The organism is Photobacterium sp. GB-72 (assembly GCF_003026095.1).
Classification (GTDB): domain Bacteria; phylum Pseudomonadota; class Gammaproteobacteria; order Enterobacterales; family Vibrionaceae; genus Photobacterium.
Window position 1 is genome coordinate 47,995 of the sequence record NZ_PYNV01000011.1, and the last position, 18,550, is coordinate 66,544.

The window sequence follows — 18,550 nt, forward strand, 5'->3', positions numbered from 1 at the left end:
ACAAAACATGGATAAAATAGCGAATACAACACGGACATTAATGGTTCAAGGCACAACATCAGATGCAGGGAAAAGTGTGCTTGTCGCTGGAATATGTCGTGTACTTGCGCGTAAAGGCATTCGTGTTGCGCCATTTAAATCACAAAATATGGCGCTTAATAGTGCTGTAACGAAAGATGGCGGCGAAATTGGTCGAGCACAAGCCGTACAAGCTTTCGCTTGTGGTATTGAGCCCACCGTTCATATGAATCCAGTGTTATTAAAACCCAATACGGATATTGGAGCCCAAGTAATTGTTCAGGGTAAGGTGTTGGAAGATATGAATGCGATTGGCTATAACAGCTATAAGAAAGTTGTTATGAAGCCTATATTAGAATCTTTCCAGCGGCTGACGGAAGAATATGATGCGGTAATCATAGAAGGCGCTGGTAGTCCTGCTGAAATAAATCTTCGTGAAAATGATGTTGCCAACATGGGCTTTGCTGAAGAAGCGGATGTCCCTGTGATTATTGTTGCTGATATAGACAGAGGAGGAGTATTTGCGCATCTCTATGGCACATTAGCTCTGTTATCTAAATCTGAACAAGCGCGAGTGAAAGGCTTTGTTATAAATAGATTTAGAGGAGATATTAAATTATTAGAATCAGGGCTTGATTGGCTTGAGCAAAAAACAGGTAAACCGGTTATTGGTGTGTTGCCTTATCTGCATGGTCTAATGCTAGAGGCTGAAGATGCCATTAACGTTCAACAAATCGATGCAGAAGATAATGCTATTACGGTTATAGTGCCCGTGTTTCCACGTATAAGTAATCATACCGATTTTGATCCGTTGCGGATGCACCCACAGGTTAACCTACAATTTATTGGTAAAGGACAAGCGATCCCCCCTGCTGATTTAATTATTTTACCGGGTTCTAAAAGTGTGCGCAGCGATCTAGATTATCTACGATCTCAACATTGGGATAAACAGATACAACGTCATTTGCGTTTCGGTGGCAAAGTGATGGGAATATGTGGCGGTTATCAAATGCTTGGAGAGTCAATTTCAGATCCTTATGGTATTGAAGGGAAAAGTGGAAATACACAAGGGCTTGGGTATTTACCTATAACGACTGAAATTAAGCAGCATAAGCAACTTAAGCAAGTTTCTGGCTCTTTAACATTAACCGCGAATAATACCGTTGCTGTCACAGGCTACGAGATCCATGCGGGGGTTACGTCTGTTGAAACAGAGCAAGATGCGCCTATTAAACTCACCGATGGAGTGGATGGTATGTTAGGTGTAGATAATCAAGTTTTTGGTACGTATTTACATGGGATCTTTGAGCTGCAATCGGCTTGTAATGAAATCTTAGCTTGGGCTGGTTTAACAGATATCCGAACTTCTGATTTTCAACAAACGAAAGAAGATGGGATTAACATAATTGCAGATGCAGTAGAGCAGTATTTAGACTTAAATAACTTAGGGTTTTAGTTAGTCGAATCCGAAAGATAGTTATTAATATATTATATTGGTTTTCTATTACTGGAATACGCGGTATATACAAACGCTATCATTAAGTTATATCAAGTAATCTACGTATTTATAATATTTAATACGTACTTTTTTTATTCTATTGACATAAAAAATGGAAAAGCTAAGTATGTAGTTTATTGACAGGCGTGGTACTTATTGGATATATGTAAAAATATAACATCAAGTAGTGGTTTAACTGCGGTATTAAATCCCTTCATTTAAAGGCAGTGGAGTTGACAATAATTATTTTTATAGAGAATTTAGTATTATCTTTGTCAATATATTACTAGTCTTAACATGGGGTTATACTATTGAGAAATCTGAAAAGGATTCACAATTAAGCAAGTAATTTGATTACTTAGTTGTTATTTTGTGCGGTTAATCTCTCATAAATTAAATGAAATTTTAATTGACCATTTTGCGATAAGGGGCAAATTTAAGTATGTAATGGTAATATTAACTGAAGATTAAAGTGATATAAATCCCAGATTCATACAGTTCAATGTCTATTCATAATATTAATTACCTTACAGGTTGGTAATAAAATACAGAAAGTATGTATAAAAATTTCATGTTTAGCTTTAATGGGTCCAATGATTCTTTTGATGACGCATAACATTGCTGTTAAACTGATTAAAAAGAACGTTCTTCTTTTATTGTGGCTGTTATTGATGTTAAAGGAATAATATGAGTAAGCTGTTATGTATCGCATCTTTATTACTGATGATGTGTTCATTAAATGTGAAAGCAGAGGATTGGAACTCATCAAGTATTGACGGACATTACGTTTTATCTGCATTGATCACGCCACCAGAACTCGGTGGAAAAAAGTTATTCTTTAAACTCTACAAAGCGAAGTATAACAATAATGGCTTTGAGCGTTTTTTAAGTCAATGCAATATTCAAGGTCTTAATGGTACCGTATCCATGCTCATTAATGGCAAGAAAATTGAGATGGAAAAGCATTGTAAGAGAAATGAAGACAATTTGAATTACTGGGCTTATACACCTAAAACTAATAATGATTTAACCTTTGTTGTATCTCAATTTAGAAATACAGAATTTGTAGATATAGAAAAAACATTTGTTAATGTTTATAAGCAAAAAGATGATTTGTTTTTTCATATATCAACACAGCGCTTCAGTGATATTTGGATGAGCCGCTAAATATATAGCTATACCATATGTATGGGAGAAGGTTTACTCACTATTCTCCCTCTCTTTCCTTTCTCCTTCTGCACACATGCACGTAGTCGATTTAGCAATCTGCGTTGTGACTATCCTCAAGGAGGAGTTGTCTTGATCTATATAGACGATACTTTTAATTTAGAACAGTTAGACTATTGATTCGTTCTTGTTCCTGTAAACCAAGCCATTCCCATTGTGTTCATTATGTTAAGGCTTGATGTATGCCTTTTTGCTATTAAAAGGCTATTCAACTTGTCGTAAGGTAGTAAGTGGTGTAATTTCTTCTTATCGCAAGGGGAATACAATGTCAAAAAGCATTTATCTATTACGCCATGGTCAAACAACGTTTAACGCTCAACAACGCTTACAAGGACATTGTAACTCAGGCTTGACGGAATTAGGAAAAGAACAAGCATCTATGATTGGCTCATCTATCAATCTAAAAATTGGTAATAAAAAGCATTGGGCTGTTTATTGCAGTCCACTTGGCAGAGCGATAGAAACAGCCAAAATAGTCTGTGAAGAGTTAGGAATAGATAGCAATTTAATAACGACTGATGAGCGCTTAAAAGAGTTTAGTTTAGGTGACTGGGAAAAATGTTTTATTCCTGATTTAGTTCAGAATAATCCGAAGCTATTGAATCATCGTGATTGGTATCTCTCAGCACCAAATTGTGAATCATATGAATCAGTTGTTCATCGAATTAAAGATTTTTTACATGATGACTTAATTCCTGATCATCTTATCGTTGTTTCACATGGTCTAACAGGTGCAGTGTTCAGAGGGGTATATGCTGCCATGAGCTACAGTGAAACCTTTGAGCAAGATTTACCACAAAATGCATTTTTTTTATTAGCAGATCATAAGATTAGCCGCATACAGTGTGAAGTATCAGTGGAAGCTGTGTAAAACAACACGTACTCGCTGTTTATTATTGCTTTTATAAATTTTAAAGTGTTATAGTTTTAAAGTTCTAGGCGACGGCTTGAAGCTGGGAGTGCAGAGAATAATAGTAATCAGCGACTATAATCTGGCTTATCACGGGTTGTGCTGACCTAACTTGTGGTGACGTTAAGTTAGGACATCGCCGACATGGCGGGATTAAGGTTCGATGAGATCGGAGCTGACTCATTGTTGTAGGTATTCCATAGTCCTACCTCCCACCTTATATAGAAACAGGCTCTTTATAGTTTGTATTATCACTAACGGTCTTTTGTAAGTTTCAGTTTTCGTTAGAGAATACGTAGATTGTGAACAATAGGTTATATGTTCATCTTCGGTTCATCTTCAGTCAGTTAATTTAGTTGTAAGCTAAAAATAACTGCTACGAGAGAGTGCAGATCAGTTTAGAAAGAAAATAGTAACAAGTGAGTTAACTATTGTTCTATCTAAATTTTATAGAGAGAGGCTTAGCCATGAAAAATTTACTTACTGGTTTTGTTGCTGTAGTTATTGGATTATTTACTGTTTCTTTTGCTGCGATAATGGCTCTTTTAATGGGCGTCGTGGCATTAATTGCAAAACCATTTATTAAACGCAAATTAGCATCAGAAGGTGTTCAATTTGAAGAGCGTACTTTTAGTGAAGGTTTTGCTGGACGAGATCGCAAAGTTGACACGGATTACCGTCAACAATCAGCTCATACAGTGATTGATGGTGAGTTTGAAGATGTAACTATGCGTAAATGCTAATTATGTAGCAATCACCAATACACAATAAGTACTTAATTAAACGCCAAATGTTTATTCATTTGGCGTTTTCTTTTTCTGGTCAACTACGATTTACTGTTCTGTTTTAACTATGTCTCATTTCTTGTGTGTTGATGCATATTTACTTACCCCGATGGTACAATGCTTTAACGCTTATTAGGGAGAGACGCTATGCCATACGATTCGTTAATCACCATTGCTATATTTATTTTTGTTGCGATAGTCATTATTGCATCCTGTGTTAAAACTGTTACTCAGGGATCTGAATGGACAGTAGAACGTTTTGGACGCTATACCAAAACACTTCGTCCAGGTCTAAATTTGATTATTCCTTTTATTGATAAAGTCGGTAATAAAGTGAATATGATGGAGCGAGTGTTAGATATTCCTGCGCAAGAAGTTATTTCTCGTGATAATGCTTCAGTAACAATTGATGCAGTTTGTTTTATTCAAGTGTTCGATGCGGCAAAAGCAGCATATGAAGTATCAGATCTTGAACTCGCTATTCGTAATCTAACGTTAACGAATATGCGTACGGTGTTGGGCTCTATGGAGCTTGATGAAATGTTATCGCAACGAGATACCATTAATAGCCGCCTACTCACAATTGTCGATCAAGCAACCAATCCGTGGGGTATTAAGATCACTCGTATTGAAATAAAAGACGTACAACCGCCTACAGATTTAACCGCAGCAATGAACGCGCAGATGAAAGCTGAACGAAACAAACGTGCTGAAATTTTGGAAGCTGAAGGTGTGCGCCAAGCTCAAATTCTCCGTGCTGAAGGACAAAAGCAATCAGAAATTTTAAAAGCTGAAGGTGAAAAACAGTCAGTGATTCTGCAAGCAGAAGCGAGAGAACGTGAAGCCGAAGCTGAAGCCAAAGCAACGAAAATGGTATCAGATGCAATAGCGAATGGTGATGTTAAAGCAATTAATTACTTTGTCGCGCAAGGCTATACGGAAGCACTAAAAGCGATAGGGCAGTCTGAGAATGGTAAAGTCATCATGATGCCATTAGAAACCACGGGCTTGATGGGTTCTGTTGCCGGTATTGCCGAGTTATGGGGTAATAAAACAGATAAAGGTGGGAATGCATGATCGACTTACTAGAACAAATGAATTTCTGGCATTGGATAGCATTAGGCTTAGTGTTATTGCTACTTGAACTACTTGGCACTGCTGGGTATTTATTATGGCTTGGTATTTCAGCTGTTCTAGTCGGCGTCTTATTAATAATGTTACCTGTTTCATGGCCCTTACAGTGGGTTTGTTTTGCAGTATTTGCGCTATTTACCACTTGGTTATGGTGGAGATACCAGCATAAAAAAGACAAAACGGATGCCTCTGTTTCAAAATTAAATCAACGTGGCGCTCAATTGATTGGTCAAATTATTACAGTAGAAAAAGCAATGAATGCTGGAAATGGCCGATTGCAACTTGGTGATACCACATGGAGTGTTAAAACAGACGTTGATTTAGTTGAAGGGCAGAAGGTTGTAGTCGTTGATGTAGAAGGAATAACCTTAATTGTAAAACCTTCATAATAAAAAATGCGCAGTACAGAGTACTGCGCATTTAATTATTTATTTGTTGAGCTTGATGAAGAGTATGAAAAAATCGCATAAGGATTTGCTTCACTGGTGTTATTCCAGACAAATCCTGTTGTATTATCAAGCATTAATACTAGATGAGGTTGCTCGTACACTAAGTAACTAAAAAAAGGTTTATTATTTTGAAAACCTTGTTCAACTAAACTACTATGCTTTAAAGCGAGTGATTTATTTTCATCAAAATTTACACTTGGTTGATAAGACCAGTGAAACATTTCAGGTTCAATTTTTACCGTTTTCAAAAACTGAGAACCTTTATCATACAATATTGCTTTGGCTGCGCTGATAGAGAGAGGGTGAAACATGCCACTCTCTTTCTCTTGAATAAAAGACATCATTGAATAATTAAAGATGCCGTTTTTATTTGTTGGAGTAAGAAAGAGATGCGTAACCTTTGATTGAATACCTGATTTATCAATATATGACGTATAGGCAATTGACGTTGGTTCTTGCGTATTCTCAGTATGAATAATCGGTGTACCGTGATAGTTCTTTTTATTGTTAACGACAATATCAGCAAATGTCGACCACTCATTTGGTACTATTTTATAGCTAAAATCACTATTCTTTTTACAAACTTTATTGCTGTCTACAGTGCACCATGCCGCAGAATAAAAACTATCTGTCTTATAAAGGTAGACTCGTTGATTTTTAGTCGTAATTGAACCGAACTTATTAACTTGTTGATTAATAATCTCTTTTACTTTACCCCGTAGATCTGCGAGATCTTCAGCATTTGACGCTATATAAGTAAAATCATTGCTACCAACTCGATCTTTATCAATTAAATAGTATTTTGGCGATCCAGAATAAGGATATTTCATCCAAGCGATTCCACTTATGATCACCACTAAACTAATGGCGGAAAGAGCGATTGTTTTTTTTCCGATTTTCTTTAATGGAGATAAACGTTGAGAGTCTGATAAATCAACCGTCTCTCGAGTGAATTCTCGAATTTGATAACCGACACGTGGCAATGTTTCTATTACATCACCTTTTTTTTCTTCATTCAGCTTCACACGTAGAGCGCGAATGACTTGAAATAAAGAAGCTTCAGTTACAATGCGATCGGGCCAACCTACATTTAAGAGTTCATTTTTTGTTACGGGTTTACCATAATTATCTATGAGATACGATAAAATGTATTGCTCAGATAAGTTTAACTTGAGCGTAGATTCTGGTGTTTTAAGAACGCCTTGGCTCTCTACATAACACACATTTGTCTGGAATCTTATCTGCTCAGTATTTGGCATCCATGAACCTCTAACTATTGAAATCATTCAATTTTGTATAATATCACGAAGTTATGTAAAACTGCTGCATTAAGTTTGCATTGAGCATTTTAAATTGTTGCAACTTTTTAATTAAGAGGGGATTTAACCGTAGAGTATGATTAGTAAAATGAAAACAATATCAGCAGTCAAAAAGACAAATTGAGGCGTTGAATATCATTTTATAAATTGATGTTATGCTTATTCCTTTGTTATCTTGATTACATTCGCACTTCATTTTTCCAACAAAAAAAGGAGCAGCAAATGCTACTCCTTATGTTCTATAGTTATAAAAATATAACTACTTTTGAAAGATCATATTGAATTCACGTTTCATTGGTGGATTTTGACGTGCTTTCTTAAGTTGCTTACACATATCTTTCACACAGCTATGAAGAACTTTATCAAGTGCAGATGCTTTGTATTCTGCTTGCTCTTCAGCACTCATGTCTTCAGGGAACGTTGTACCTTGCATTTCACTTAGGAAATCAACACCTGAGTAGCTTTGGCTTAGTGCAACTAGAGCATGAAATTGCTCGAAGTTATCTAATACATTTTGCGCACTTGCAGGCAGTGAATTCCATGCTTCGCGTGTACTTGGCTCAGAAACTTTGTAGACATTAACTAGCATATCAATAAGTTCTGCTGGTACTTTCTCAAATTTTACAACTTGACGAAGTTCTGGTGAACAGTCTTCTAGCGTTAACGTTTCTTCTTCAACGATTTGATCATCGTTTTTGTTCATCTCAGACATGGCTTTTTCCTACAGCATAAGTTTAAGGAGGAGAATCCTATATTTCTAACGTCAAATGTCAATATATCATGTAGAGAACAGTAATAAATCGATGTTTTACCTTGATGTGATTATTGTCCCATCATGCTTAAAAAGCTTGTTTTCATCTCAACTATTGATCCATTGTAAGCCTAAATTAAATTAGGCATGTAAAATGCTTAATAACTTAGACTAAAAATACTCTTAAGGTATCTTTATGAAGCCGATGAACATTTTATTAGTTGATGATGTCTTATCTGAACGACTGTATCTTGAACTAAGGTTGAAAAATCTGGGTCATATGGTTAAAGCTTTTTCTTCAGGACAGGATGCACTTAACAGTTATGCTAGCTTTGATCCCGATTTAGTGCTTTTAGATATCTGTATGCCAGATATGCAAGGTACTGAACTTGCACAGAAAATACGTGCGTGTTTTCCTGAATGGGTACCAATTATATTTCTCAGTGCGCATTCAGAGCCTGAACTCATCGCAGAGGCGATTGATAAAGGTGGTGATGATTATCTGATCAAGCCTGTTAATAGCATGGTGCTATCGGCTAAAATTAAAGCTATGCAACGTATATCGGTCATGAGACGCCAATTAAAACAAACCTCAATTCAGCTACAGCAAGCAAATGATCTATTGTCACAGCAAGTCAATGAAGATGGCCTTACTACTTTAGCCAATCGTCGTTATCTCGATCAAAAATTGAGTGAGCTAGTGTCGCTACATGGCCGAAATGGTTTGCCGTTAACGATTATTATGCTTGATGTCGATCACTTCAAATCATTCAATGATCATTATGGTCATATTGAAGGAGATACTATCTTAAAGCTGTTGGCATATCAGTTGAAAACTAAATTCAGCCGTGCGGGAGAAATTTGTGCACGATATGGTGGTGAAGAGTTCGTTATCCTTCTAAGTAATTGTAATAGTCAACAAGCTATCAAAGAGTGTGAACGCTTGAAAGAAGGGATTATCTCTTTAGCAATTAAACATGAATATTCTGATACAGCGAAAATTTTAACCGTGAGCCAAGGTGCTATTTCTTGGATACCTACAGGTTTAGAAAGTATTGAGAATTTATATCAGGAAGTAGATAAGTTGCTTTATCAAGCGAAAGCAAAAGGGCGTAATCATTATGTTGCTGCGGATTACCTTAATCTACCTGTTGATCAAAGTGAAAACTAATATTGTGAGTTAATAGAGTAAGTTATTGTTGTCTGAAAAGCAGACAAACTGTAATTTTACAGCTTGCTGTTGGCATATAACGTGATAATCTCTTGTTAAGAACAAAAATAAAGCTTCAATGTAGTCGTTAATATATCGATATTATCTAATTTTAATGAGTTAGTTTTATAAAGGGTGAAAGATGGGCATGGAAATTAATTTAACGCAAAATCAAGCTCGCGTAATTGGTTGTATGCTTGAAAAAGAAATCACAACTCCAGATCAATACCCATTGACACTTAATGCGTTAACCACGGCATGTAATCAAAAAAGTAGCCGTGAACCTGTTATGTCACTTGATGAAGCAACAGTACTCGACACTGTTGAGGAATTAAAAGCAAAACGTATGGTTGCCGATGTCAGCAGTTTTGGTAGTCGAGTATCAAAATTTCAACATCGCTTCTGTAATACCGAGTTTGGTAGTTTACAATTTACAAAACAAGAGCTCGGAGCAATGATAGTGTTATTACTTCGAGGGCCGCAAACTGCCGGTGAAATCCGTACTCGTACTAATCGGTTATGTGAATTTACGGACGTACGTGAAGCTGAAGCTGTGTTAACTAAGCTATCAAGTGATGAGAAAGGCCCATATGTTGTAAAACTACCTCGAGAGCCAGGTAAACGTGATTGTCGTTACATGCATTTGCTAAGTGGTCAGATTGATATTTCAGCATATGAAAGTGCAGTACAAGCTGTAACAAGTGGTTCAGGCAATAATGAACGTATTAGCCAACTTGAAAACGATGTAGAAGAATTAAAACAAAAAGTGGCAGAGTTACAGGCAATCATTACTTCATTAACTGAATAGATCTGATTAAATGGATACGTTTAGCATTGTTTTATTGCGCTATTAAACCATCCATGATTGAATACCCACACGAACAGGTTCAGCATTGCTGAACCTGTTTTTGTTTTCATGAGATGAGTATTGGATGAGTAAAGAAACGACAAAAGACGTAACATCTTGGTATGTCTATTTAATCAGAACTTCCTCTAATACGTTATATTGCGGTGTAACGACCGATATAGAGCGTCGGTTTGCAGAGCATCAACACGGTAAAAAAGGTGCAAAGTACCTTAAAGGAAAAGGACCACTCACATTGGCTTGGTCGCAAAAAGTACTCAATAAGCGTGATGCGATGGTGTTTGAATATAAAATAAAAAAAACACTGACTAGAGCACGCAAAGAACAGTTAATAAAAATAAACACTGATCTTTATCTGTTATTTCCGCAAAATTAAGCCGCAGTAACATACAATCCTCATCCGCTGTAAAGCATATTGATAACTAATTGTTTTTAAACAGTTAGCCGAAAGGACAAAAATTTTACTGTTATGCGCGCCAGAAATGGCACTAATTATGTAAGACATAACCTCAACGGAGGGCGTATAACATGCAACAGAACAATAATAAGGTTTACTATATGGCTACCAATGCCACTATTTACAAAGTACAAATGAACGTGGCAGACATGGATCGACATGTCTATTTAGATCAGCAACATACTATTGCTTGTCATCCATCAGAAACTTTACAACGTTTCATGTTACGCGTCATTGCTTGGGGCTTAAATGCGGATCACAACTTGCAGTTTACAAAAGGTGTAAGTAGTACGGAAGAGCCTGATTTATGGACGAAAAGTTTAATTGACGATATTGAATTATGGGTTGAGCTTGGCTTGCCTGATGAGAAACGTATCCGTAAAGCGTCACATAAATCAGAGAAGGTGATTATTTTTGCTTATGGTGATAATGCAGCTTCTATTTGGTGGCAAGCAAATGAAAGTAAAATCAATGCATTAGATAATGTTTCTGTGGTCTATATTCGCGATGAAGTGTTGAAACAGCTAGAAAGTGTGGTGGAACGTACCATGCAATTACAGCTAACAATCGAAGGTGAACAGGCTTGGTTGAGTGCGGCGAATGCGAACGTAACAATCATCCCTGAATGGTGGAAGCGCTAATTTTAATTATTAAATGTTTCGCTTAACATTGGTTGTATACGAATAATTTACGACATAACCCCGAAGTGGATTAGTAGCGAGTTAAACGTGTCATACCGTAAGTTATAATGTTAAGACCAAACATACTAGGTGACGTAGACGAGTCTATGTCACCTTTTTTTTGCTTGTTTTATGATTTGATTCAGTTTTTATTAGTCGGTGCCTTATATAATAAAGCAGTAGCAGCTTTACGTTTTTGTAAGTTGTGATTAATTATGATTATCAATATTGAAACAGTTTTATCAGTATTAAGTGAGTTTCTTATCTTTGTCATTATGCAATCATAACTAAGACGCATTATGCCACTTATCCCTTATTACAAAACAATGTAGGGCTGTATCAACAGCGTGAAATATCAGAGAGTATTCATTCATCTTGCTGCGAATAAGGACGATTTATGCCTAAACGAATTTATGAACTAGCAACCATAATTTGGGATTATCACCAGTTGAGTCATGAGATAGTAAAGAGTGATTGTATCTTTGTGCTAGGAAGTAACGATGAACGTGTCGCTGAGCGAGCGGTAGAACTTTATAAGCAAGGACTTGCACCTTGTATCATTTTCTCTGGTGGCGTCGGTGAGCTAACCGAAGGCTTATTTAACACTTCAGAAGCCGAACATTTTGCAAAAATAGCGCTAGATATGGGGGTGCCAAAAGAGGCGATTTTGATTGAGCCTGAGTCAACCAATACAGGTGAGAATGTCCTTTTTACCCGTCGTTTATTACAGCAAAAAGGGCTGACACCGAGCAGCTTTATTCTCGTTCAAAAGCCTTTTATGGAGCGACGTACACTGGCGACGTTTGAACAACAATGGCCTAACATGAAAGCTATCGTGACATCTCCGGTAATTCGTTTTGATGATTATGCAAATGATACAATCAGTTTTGGTGATTTGATTAACGTGATGGTTGGTGATTTACAGCGTATCCGTTTTTACCCAGAGTTAGGATTCTCAACACCACAACCAATACCTAATGAAGTATGGGATGCGTTTGAGCGTTTAGTCAGTTACGGTTTTGATCAGCATTTATCAGCAGAATTAACAGCAAAAGCGTCTTAATGCTTTTATCGTATAGTATTGGTTAAAGAAGATGAGCTGAGTTGATTTTTATTTAATAACTTATAGTTTAGAAAGTCGTTTAGAAAGCAAAAAGGCGAACAATGAATGTTCGCCTTTTTCTTTGACACTTAAAGTCTATTAAAATGCTTTAGGTGCGTAACCTGTAACTTCTTTTAAACCCATGCTGCGGCCTAAAGCCGTCATAGGGTGAACAACAACTAGGCCTTTAACTGTTTTCTTCAGTTTGCCCATATCTGCTTGTTCAGCTTTAGTTAGTACACGGTTAAAAGCAAGAGACTTAACATCTTTACCTTTGCTACTCACTTCAGATGATTTACGGTGTTTAACGTTTTGAGCTTTTTTATTTAGCTTGGTAAGCTCATCTTTAAACTGTTTGATGATAACTTTGTCATCTCGTTGAATAGCAGCAGCAAGTTTACGCTGGCACTTGTCCATACGGTTATTAAGATTTTGAAGCTCTTGGTTTAAATTCATGTGTTTTCATTACCTTCGTATTTACGCTCGCAATACACCAAATCGCAGTGTTTTCAGCGAGTAGGGTATTGAGTTCTGAATATTATACCTTATATATGCTAAATCGTGAGCAATATCATGAAAGTATTTTTAGTTCTGATAGGGAAACAGACTTAAAAGCAGCACGACTCATCTTTGGTGACATGGTATAGCGCTTATTTTAGCCACTTATCGGACAGTAAACCGTGTTTGTATTGTGGTTCTTTTTTGATAAATATCGACTTACTTAAGAGGTAAGAGTGATGATTAATTGGCCGTGTTTCTTTAAGTTAGAAGGTGATGATGAACTCATTTACCTAGGCTCAGAAAGTGACTTAATGGATGAATGCCAGTCACTTATTTGGAGTGATGCAGATGTTATCGTCGATAGTGATGGTCAACAGTTTACGTTTACTCTTTCCAAAAACAATACGTTTTGCTTTCAAATGCAAGGTGATCCTCTATCATTAGAGGCCGTGACAGCTTTGATTCAAGCGCATGAATTTTCAAAAGCAGAAATGTGTTTAACCAAAATTCAGTTTAGAGCAATAGATGATGCGATTGAATCATTGTCATTTTAACAATAAAAGGTTTGTTGATTTATCAACGCTTAATCGGCCTAATCATTTCTAACCAGAAAGTTAAAACACACCTTTTAGACCTTAGCATCAAGTTTATAAGTACGTCGATATTCACGCGGAGTCATACTCTTATATTGTTTAAACTGGCGGTTAAAATTGGCTTGATTTCGATAACCGACTTGCTCTGCAACATGAGAAATCGGGTCACGGCTTGATACCAATAATTCAGATGCATGGTTTAAGCGAAGTTTCTTCAGATATTGGATAAAGGTTTCATTAAAATGCTGTTCAAATAAGCGATGAATAGTGCTTTCACTGGTACAGATAAAGTTAGCCACATCTTCTAACATTATAGGTTCAGCGTAATGTTGATCGATAAATGTACATAGACGCTCAATTTTCTCTTTATTACATTGGTCGTGGTTTTTGCTTTCAACATTATGGGAGAGCAAGGTTTGACTGGCTTTATCTTGGCAAAGCGCTTCAAATATATGAATCAAGGCAGCCAATAAGTTAATCGGATCAAAATGTTTTTCATCGATAGCCTCGACGATAGTGATCACCTTTTGTGTCGTCTCTGGGCTAAAAAGTAAGCCTTTCTCTGCGCGCTTTAGTAGCGAGTCAACTTTCCTTAACTCCTGACAACTGAACATCATATTCGCGATCCAGTCTTGCTTAAACCACACCACCAAAGTTTCATAGTCTTTGCTATCAGGAGGGCTAATTGACTCGATACCATGCGGCACATTAGGTGCAATTAAGATCATCGTGGCTTGATCGAAGTCACCTTGGTAATGACCAATATGACAGCGTGAGCGGAAGTTACGGTGGATCAGTAACTCAAATTCTTTCTGGTGATAATGCCAACTGAACTCTTTTACTGGCTCGAGAATTTTTTTAAATCGCCATGAGCAGCCTATACGTTGTGGTACCTTTTCTAATGTCGCTTTCAAATTCCGATCTCCTAAGATTATTTTATCTAAAAAATAAGACCTGATTGAAAAGTATTATTTTCTAGCAATATAGTATCGAAATTATCGCTAAAAATACGTTTGTGATGAAAAAGTACTACTAACTGATAAAAAAGTATCAAAGCTTGTTTGGTGAAAGGATTATTGTATGGCTAAAGGCAAGGTAGGGATAAACAATGAATGTTATCCGTATACTTCATGGTGAAATATAAATTCCCCCTTATATTTCACCAGCCTTATCTATCCTCTAAAAAGGCATACATATATGGTTAATTTCGCTTATTTTCAGCGATTAGGTAAAGCACTGATGCTGCCTATCGCGACATTACCGATAGCAGCGTTATTGCTGCGCTTTGGACAACCCGATTTGTTAGACATCTCTTTTATTGCCAAAGCGGGTAGCAGTATTTTTGATAATCTTCCTTTAATCTTTGCTTTAGGTATTTCGGTAGGTTTATCAAAAGACGGTTCAGGTGCTGCAGCATTAGCTGGGGTTGTGGGTTATTTTATTTTGACGCAAGCGACAACTGCGATTAACCCTGACGTAAAACTAGGATTTTTTGCTGGCATTATCGCCGGTATTATTTCAGGGCATGCTTATAATTATTCCTATCAAGCAAAAATGCCTGATTTCTTAGCGTTTTTCTCAGGGAAGCGATTAACCCCGATTGTTGCTGGATTGTGCTGTTTAATTATGGCTGTCGTATGCGGTGAAGTATGGGTATATGTGCAGCAAGGCATTGATAATTTCAGTGGGTGGATAGCTCATAGTGGCTATATCGGTGAATTTATTTATGGCGTATTAAATCGTGCGTTAATACCTTTAGGTCTACATTACTTCCTACATTCTGTGTTCTGGTTCAGTCTTGGCGAATGTACCAAAGTGTCGTATGAACTCGGTTCATCACTGCATCAGATTTGTTTAAACCCAAGTATTGTTTCACATTTATCAATAGGGCAAATGGTGCCGAATATTGATGGTTCAGTTATTACTAAGATTGCTGATATTACAACCCGTGGTGATTTAAATCGTTTCTTTGCTGGCGACCCAACTGCTGGTGTTTATATGGCGTGGGCATATCCAGTAATGATGGGCGGTTTACCTGGAGCGGCTCTAGCCTTAACGCTAGCATCTCCGAAAAACAAACGTAAGTTAGTCGGTGGAATGTTGTTATCACTTGCTTTTACAGCATTTTTAACCGGTATTACAGAGCCGATTGAATTTAGCTTCCTATTTATCGCGCCAGTTTTATACGGTATTCATGCACTGTTATCTGGTGTATCGATGGTGATTTGTAACTCACTGGGTATCTTACATGGTTTTGGATTCTCAGCAGGATTGATTGATTTTGTTCTCAACTGGGGACTAGCAACGAAGCCATGGTTACTGGTGCCATTAATTGGTGCTTATTTTGTGATTTATTTTGTGATTTTCTACTTTGTTATCAAGGTATTTAAATTACCTACACCTTCAGTTGATGATGACGAAAGTAAAGTATCACAAGAAGTCGGGCTTAATCCTGTGGCTTATATTGAAGCGTTGGGTGGCGAAAGTAATATTATCTCTGTTGATGCGTGTATTACACGACTTCGTTTAGGTGTGAATGACTGTAGTTTATTTGATGAAGAAGCACTTAAAGCCCTTGGTTCAAAAGGTGTAGTGCGGATTGGTAAGAAAAGTGCACAGGTAATTTTAGGTCCTAAAGCGGAATCTATAGCCAATAGTATTAAGGCGACGATGAGTTAAAATTTTGAGTTAATTTTTAAGCTAAAAGGAGTAACTGTCCAATCAGTTACTCCTTTTTTGTTTACTTTTTTCGATTAAATATTCATTTAAATGTCGACTTAACCATTTGTAGATTGCACAAGGTTTAAGATGTAAGTAGAAATAAGTTTCTTACGCGTTGTCTTGCGCCATCCACTCAGCCACTTGCTTGGTATAGTAACTGACAATTAAATCAGCACCTGCACGTTTGAAGCCTGTTAATGTTTCGTATACCACACGTTTTTCATCAAGCGCACCTGCTAACGCTGCAAATTTGATCCCAGCGTACTCGCCACCGACTTGGTAAACAGCAAGCGGAAGGTGAGTTTCGCGACGAAGATTCGCAACAACATCAAGGTAAGGTGTTCCCGGTTTCACCATTAAAATATCTGCGCCTTCTTCTTCGTCAAGTAATGCTTCTTGTAATGCTTGACGACCATTAGCACAATCCATTTGGTATTCTTTGCGATCACCTGTTAATTCACAATCAACCGCAGTACGGAATGGGCCATAAAATGATGAGGCGAACTTAACCGCATGAGCAAGAATAGCCACATGCTCAAAACCTGCGGCATCTAACCCTTCGCGAATAGCTTTAACTTGACCATCCATCATGGCTGATGGCGCAAGCATATCTGCACCAGCACGGGCTGCCGTAACACTTTGTTTAACTAATAGTTCTAATGTTTCATCGTTTAAAACATGTTCGTCATGGTAAACACCACAGTGACCATGCGTAGTGTATTCACAGAAACAAATATCAGGGATCACCATCATATCTGGGCATGCTGCTTTAATGGTTTTCACCATACGTGCCAGTAAGCCATCATCATTCCATGTATCGCTACCAATCTCATCTTTGGTGTGCGAAATACCAAAAGGCATAACATAACGCACGCCCAGTTTATAAAGCGTTTTCACTTCATCTGCCAACAGAGTTTCAGGAATACGTGAGATCCCTGGCATCGTGCTGATAGGCACTTCTTCAGTTAACGTTTCTTCAATAAAGATAGGGTGGATCAGATCGGCTAATTTGAATTCGTGTTCACGAACAAGATCACGCATATTTGCACTGCGACGCATACGACGGATACGTTTTAATGGGGAAGTGAGTGTAGTAGTCATTGGATTATGTCTTTTAATAATAATTAGACATATATCATACAAATATTACAACGCAGATCAAATTTTTATGCAAAGAAAGTAGCTATTACAGCAATGGGAAGGTGAGTAGTTAGAGCGGTCATACTGGATATTTATAACTATTATTATAAAGTTAGAATTTATACTTTTAAGGTACAATTTAGAGAGAAAAAGAAGACATATAGCGATGTTAAATATAAAGAAAGCGAAAATTAGCTTATTCATCTTGTTGGTTTTATGTTTCTTAGTAGCCGGTTTTTTTGCAGGTCAAGCCTATCGTGAACACGCCGATCTTGCGAAAGAAAAATCAGAAGAAGCCGCTATAATAAAAGCGAGACTTGAACGATGGATTGACAATGATAATTGAACCATATAACACAAGTTTGTTTTTTCTTCATATCAGCTTACTTTGTAACATCTTCTCAAGAACGTAAAGGCCAACGATTATTTATAAAAGATAAATTTATTCGACTAGGGATCCCAGTATTAATATCATTAGTGTTTATAAATCTATTTATTGGTAATGAATTTATAACTAATTTCGTTGATTTTTTTAATCTGGAAATATAGATCTTGGTGTAACATGGTTTTGTTGGACACTAATTGTTTTTTCTATTGTTTACTCAATTGTTGTAAATAATAAAGCTATGGTAGAAGAGCGTATAGATTCACCATTCCCTGCTGTTTTGATAATTATTGTCTTTGCATTTATTTTGATACCTTTAAATAACATATTCTTATACTTACAAAACGTGGGTGGATATAATTTAATGGGCTTTCGTAGCTTGGGTAATTCCCCTGCTTATATGGCCATGTTTTGTTTAGGTATTCAAGCCTATAGATATCAATGGTTAGATAAGCTAACCGTTAAACATGCAAGTGTCGGTATTTGTATATGGCTGTTCGCATTTATTACTATGTTTTACTTACACGCAATTAATAGCGAATACGCTTCATCTTCATATGTGTTGATTAGGGGCTTTACCGCTATCGGTATGTCAATGTGTGTACTTTATGTATTTAAAACTTTTTTCAATAAAAATAATGACTGGACTAAATGGTTATCTAGAACTGCTTTTGCAGCCTATGTTTTTCAAGATATCGCTTTATATTCTGTCGCTAAGATTTATCAGCCCTTGATGACACAAACCCCATTGATTAACTTTGTTGTCGTAGGTATACCAAGCGTGATCATTGCGTTCGCTTAAGCT

Annotated in this window: 21 protein-coding genes; 16 read left to right on the plus strand and 5 right to left on the minus strand. The window is 36.9% G+C overall.

The window, feature by feature from the left end:
- Positions 1-7 precede the first annotated feature (7 nt).
- The 6 genes from C9J40_RS13195 to C9J40_RS13220 all read left to right on the plus strand — a co-directional run bounded on the left by C9J40_RS13195 (position 8) and on the right by C9J40_RS13220 (position 5,961).
- Positions 8-1,474 (plus strand): cobyric acid synthase, encoded by a 1,467-nt coding sequence (locus C9J40_RS13195; protein WP_107247161.1) that lies wholly within the window; start codon positions 8-10, stop codon positions 1,472-1,474.
- A gap of 729 nt (positions 1,475-2,203) precedes the next feature.
- The gene (locus C9J40_RS13200; protein WP_107247162.1) at positions 2,204-2,683 is read left to right on the plus strand and encodes a hypothetical protein; all 480 of its coding nucleotides are present in this window, start codon (positions 2,204-2,206) and stop codon (positions 2,681-2,683) included.
- Positions 2,684-3,008: 325 nt separating this feature from the next.
- Positions 3,009-3,614: a histidine phosphatase family protein gene (locus C9J40_RS13205; RefSeq protein WP_107208531.1), complete on the plus strand. Its 606-nt coding sequence runs from the start codon at positions 3,009-3,011 to the stop codon at positions 3,612-3,614.
- A 506-nt stretch (positions 3,615-4,120) separates the two neighbouring features.
- Positions 4,121-4,396 (plus strand): hypothetical protein, encoded by a 276-nt coding sequence (locus C9J40_RS13210; protein WP_105062330.1) that lies wholly within the window; start codon positions 4,121-4,123, stop codon positions 4,394-4,396.
- A gap of 189 nt (positions 4,397-4,585) precedes the next feature.
- On the plus strand, positions 4,586-5,515 hold the full coding sequence (locus C9J40_RS13215) for an SPFH domain-containing protein (RefSeq protein WP_107208532.1): 930 nt from the start codon (positions 4,586-4,588) through the stop codon (positions 5,513-5,515).
- Positions 5,512-5,961: an NfeD family protein gene (locus C9J40_RS13220; RefSeq protein WP_107208533.1), complete on the plus strand. Its 450-nt coding sequence runs from the start codon at positions 5,512-5,514 to the stop codon at positions 5,959-5,961. The genes C9J40_RS13215 and C9J40_RS13220 overlap by 4 nt, the downstream gene beginning before the upstream one ends.
- A 35-nt stretch (positions 5,962-5,996) precedes the next feature.
- Here the strand turns inward: C9J40_RS13220 and C9J40_RS13225 are convergent, their stop codons facing one another.
- Both C9J40_RS13225 and C9J40_RS13230 read right to left on the minus strand, forming a co-directional pair.
- Complete coding sequence (locus tag C9J40_RS13225; protein ID WP_107247163.1) at positions 5,997-7,280, minus strand: winged helix-turn-helix domain-containing protein; 1,284 nt, start codon at positions 7,278-7,280, stop codon at positions 5,997-5,999.
- A 319-nt stretch (positions 7,281-7,599) separates the two neighbouring features.
- Positions 7,600-8,052, minus strand: a complete 453-nt coding sequence (locus C9J40_RS13230; RefSeq protein ID WP_107208535.1) for a DUF3069 domain-containing protein — start codon at positions 8,050-8,052, stop codon at positions 7,600-7,602.
- A gap of 235 nt (positions 8,053-8,287) precedes the next feature.
- Here C9J40_RS13230 and C9J40_RS13235 point away from each other — a divergent pair, with 235 nt between their 5' ends.
- From C9J40_RS13235 to C9J40_RS13255, 5 genes are all read left to right on the plus strand, one after another.
- Entirely contained in the window at positions 8,288-9,262 is a 975-nt protein-coding gene (locus tag C9J40_RS13235) for a diguanylate cyclase (protein WP_107208536.1), read from the plus strand.
- 187 nt (positions 9,263-9,449) lie between these two features.
- Positions 9,450-10,109 (plus strand): YceH family protein, encoded by a 660-nt coding sequence (locus tag C9J40_RS13240; RefSeq protein WP_199187080.1) that lies wholly within the window; start codon positions 9,450-9,452, stop codon positions 10,107-10,109.
- A gap of 124 nt (positions 10,110-10,233) precedes the next feature.
- Complete coding sequence (locus C9J40_RS13245) at positions 10,234-10,542, plus strand: GIY-YIG nuclease family protein (RefSeq protein WP_107247164.1); 309 nt, start codon at positions 10,234-10,236, stop codon at positions 10,540-10,542.
- A gap of 182 nt (positions 10,543-10,724) precedes the next feature.
- On the plus strand, positions 10,725-11,264 hold the full coding sequence (locus C9J40_RS13250; RefSeq protein WP_199187085.1) for a YaeQ family protein: 540 nt from the start codon (positions 10,725-10,727) through the stop codon (positions 11,262-11,264).
- A gap of 436 nt (positions 11,265-11,700) precedes the next feature.
- Entirely contained in the window at positions 11,701-12,366 is a 666-nt protein-coding gene (locus tag C9J40_RS13255; protein WP_107247165.1) for a YdcF family protein, read from the plus strand.
- A 138-nt stretch (positions 12,367-12,504) separates the two neighbouring features.
- Here C9J40_RS13255 and C9J40_RS13260 read toward each other — a convergent pair whose 3' ends face one another.
- Positions 12,505-12,861 (minus strand): YibL family ribosome-associated protein, encoded by a 357-nt coding sequence (locus C9J40_RS13260; RefSeq protein WP_006643799.1) that lies wholly within the window; start codon positions 12,859-12,861, stop codon positions 12,505-12,507.
- Positions 12,862-13,142: 281 nt separating this feature from the next.
- Between C9J40_RS13260 and C9J40_RS13265 the strand changes: the two genes are divergently transcribed.
- On the plus strand, positions 13,143-13,460 hold the full coding sequence (locus C9J40_RS13265; protein WP_107247166.1) for a DUF4144 family protein: 318 nt from the start codon (positions 13,143-13,145) through the stop codon (positions 13,458-13,460).
- A gap of 74 nt (positions 13,461-13,534) precedes the next feature.
- Here the strand turns inward: C9J40_RS13265 and C9J40_RS13270 are convergent, their stop codons facing one another.
- On the minus strand, positions 13,535-14,413 hold the full coding sequence (locus C9J40_RS13270; protein WP_107247167.1) for an AraC family transcriptional regulator: 879 nt from the start codon (positions 14,411-14,413) through the stop codon (positions 13,535-13,537).
- A gap of 283 nt (positions 14,414-14,696) precedes the next feature.
- Between C9J40_RS13270 and nagE the strand changes: the two genes are divergently transcribed.
- Positions 14,697-16,178 carry an N-acetylglucosamine-specific PTS transporter subunit IIBC gene (nagE, locus tag C9J40_RS13275; RefSeq protein ID WP_107208543.1) on the plus strand — a complete coding sequence of 494 codons (1,482 nt, stop codon included), beginning with the start codon at positions 14,697-14,699 and terminating at the stop codon, positions 16,176-16,178.
- Positions 16,179-16,328: 150 nt separating this feature from the next.
- Here the strand turns inward: nagE and hemB are convergent, their stop codons facing one another.
- Entirely contained in the window at positions 16,329-17,321 is a 993-nt protein-coding gene (gene hemB / locus C9J40_RS13280; RefSeq protein WP_107247168.1) for a porphobilinogen synthase, read from the minus strand.
- Positions 17,322-17,526: 205 nt separating this feature from the next.
- Here hemB and C9J40_RS13285 point away from each other — a divergent pair, with 205 nt between their 5' ends.
- Genes C9J40_RS13285 through C9J40_RS13295 form a run of 3 tightly spaced genes read left to right on the plus strand, consistent with a single transcriptional unit; the run spans position 17,527 to position 18,547 of the window.
- Positions 17,527-17,706: a delta-aminolevulinic acid dehydratase gene (locus C9J40_RS13285; RefSeq protein ID WP_107247169.1), complete on the plus strand. Its 180-nt coding sequence runs from the start codon at positions 17,527-17,529 to the stop codon at positions 17,704-17,706.
- The gene (locus tag C9J40_RS22395) at positions 17,703-17,909 is read left to right on the plus strand and encodes an acyltransferase family protein (RefSeq protein WP_107247170.1); all 207 of its coding nucleotides are present in this window, start codon (positions 17,703-17,705) and stop codon (positions 17,907-17,909) included. Before C9J40_RS13285 ends, C9J40_RS22395 begins: the two co-directional genes overlap by 4 nt.
- Positions 17,906-18,547 (plus strand): acyltransferase family protein, encoded by a 642-nt coding sequence (locus C9J40_RS13295; RefSeq protein ID WP_107247171.1) that lies wholly within the window; start codon positions 17,906-17,908, stop codon positions 18,545-18,547. Before C9J40_RS22395 ends, C9J40_RS13295 begins: the two co-directional genes overlap by 4 nt.
- Positions 18,548-18,550: the final 3 nt, after the last annotated feature.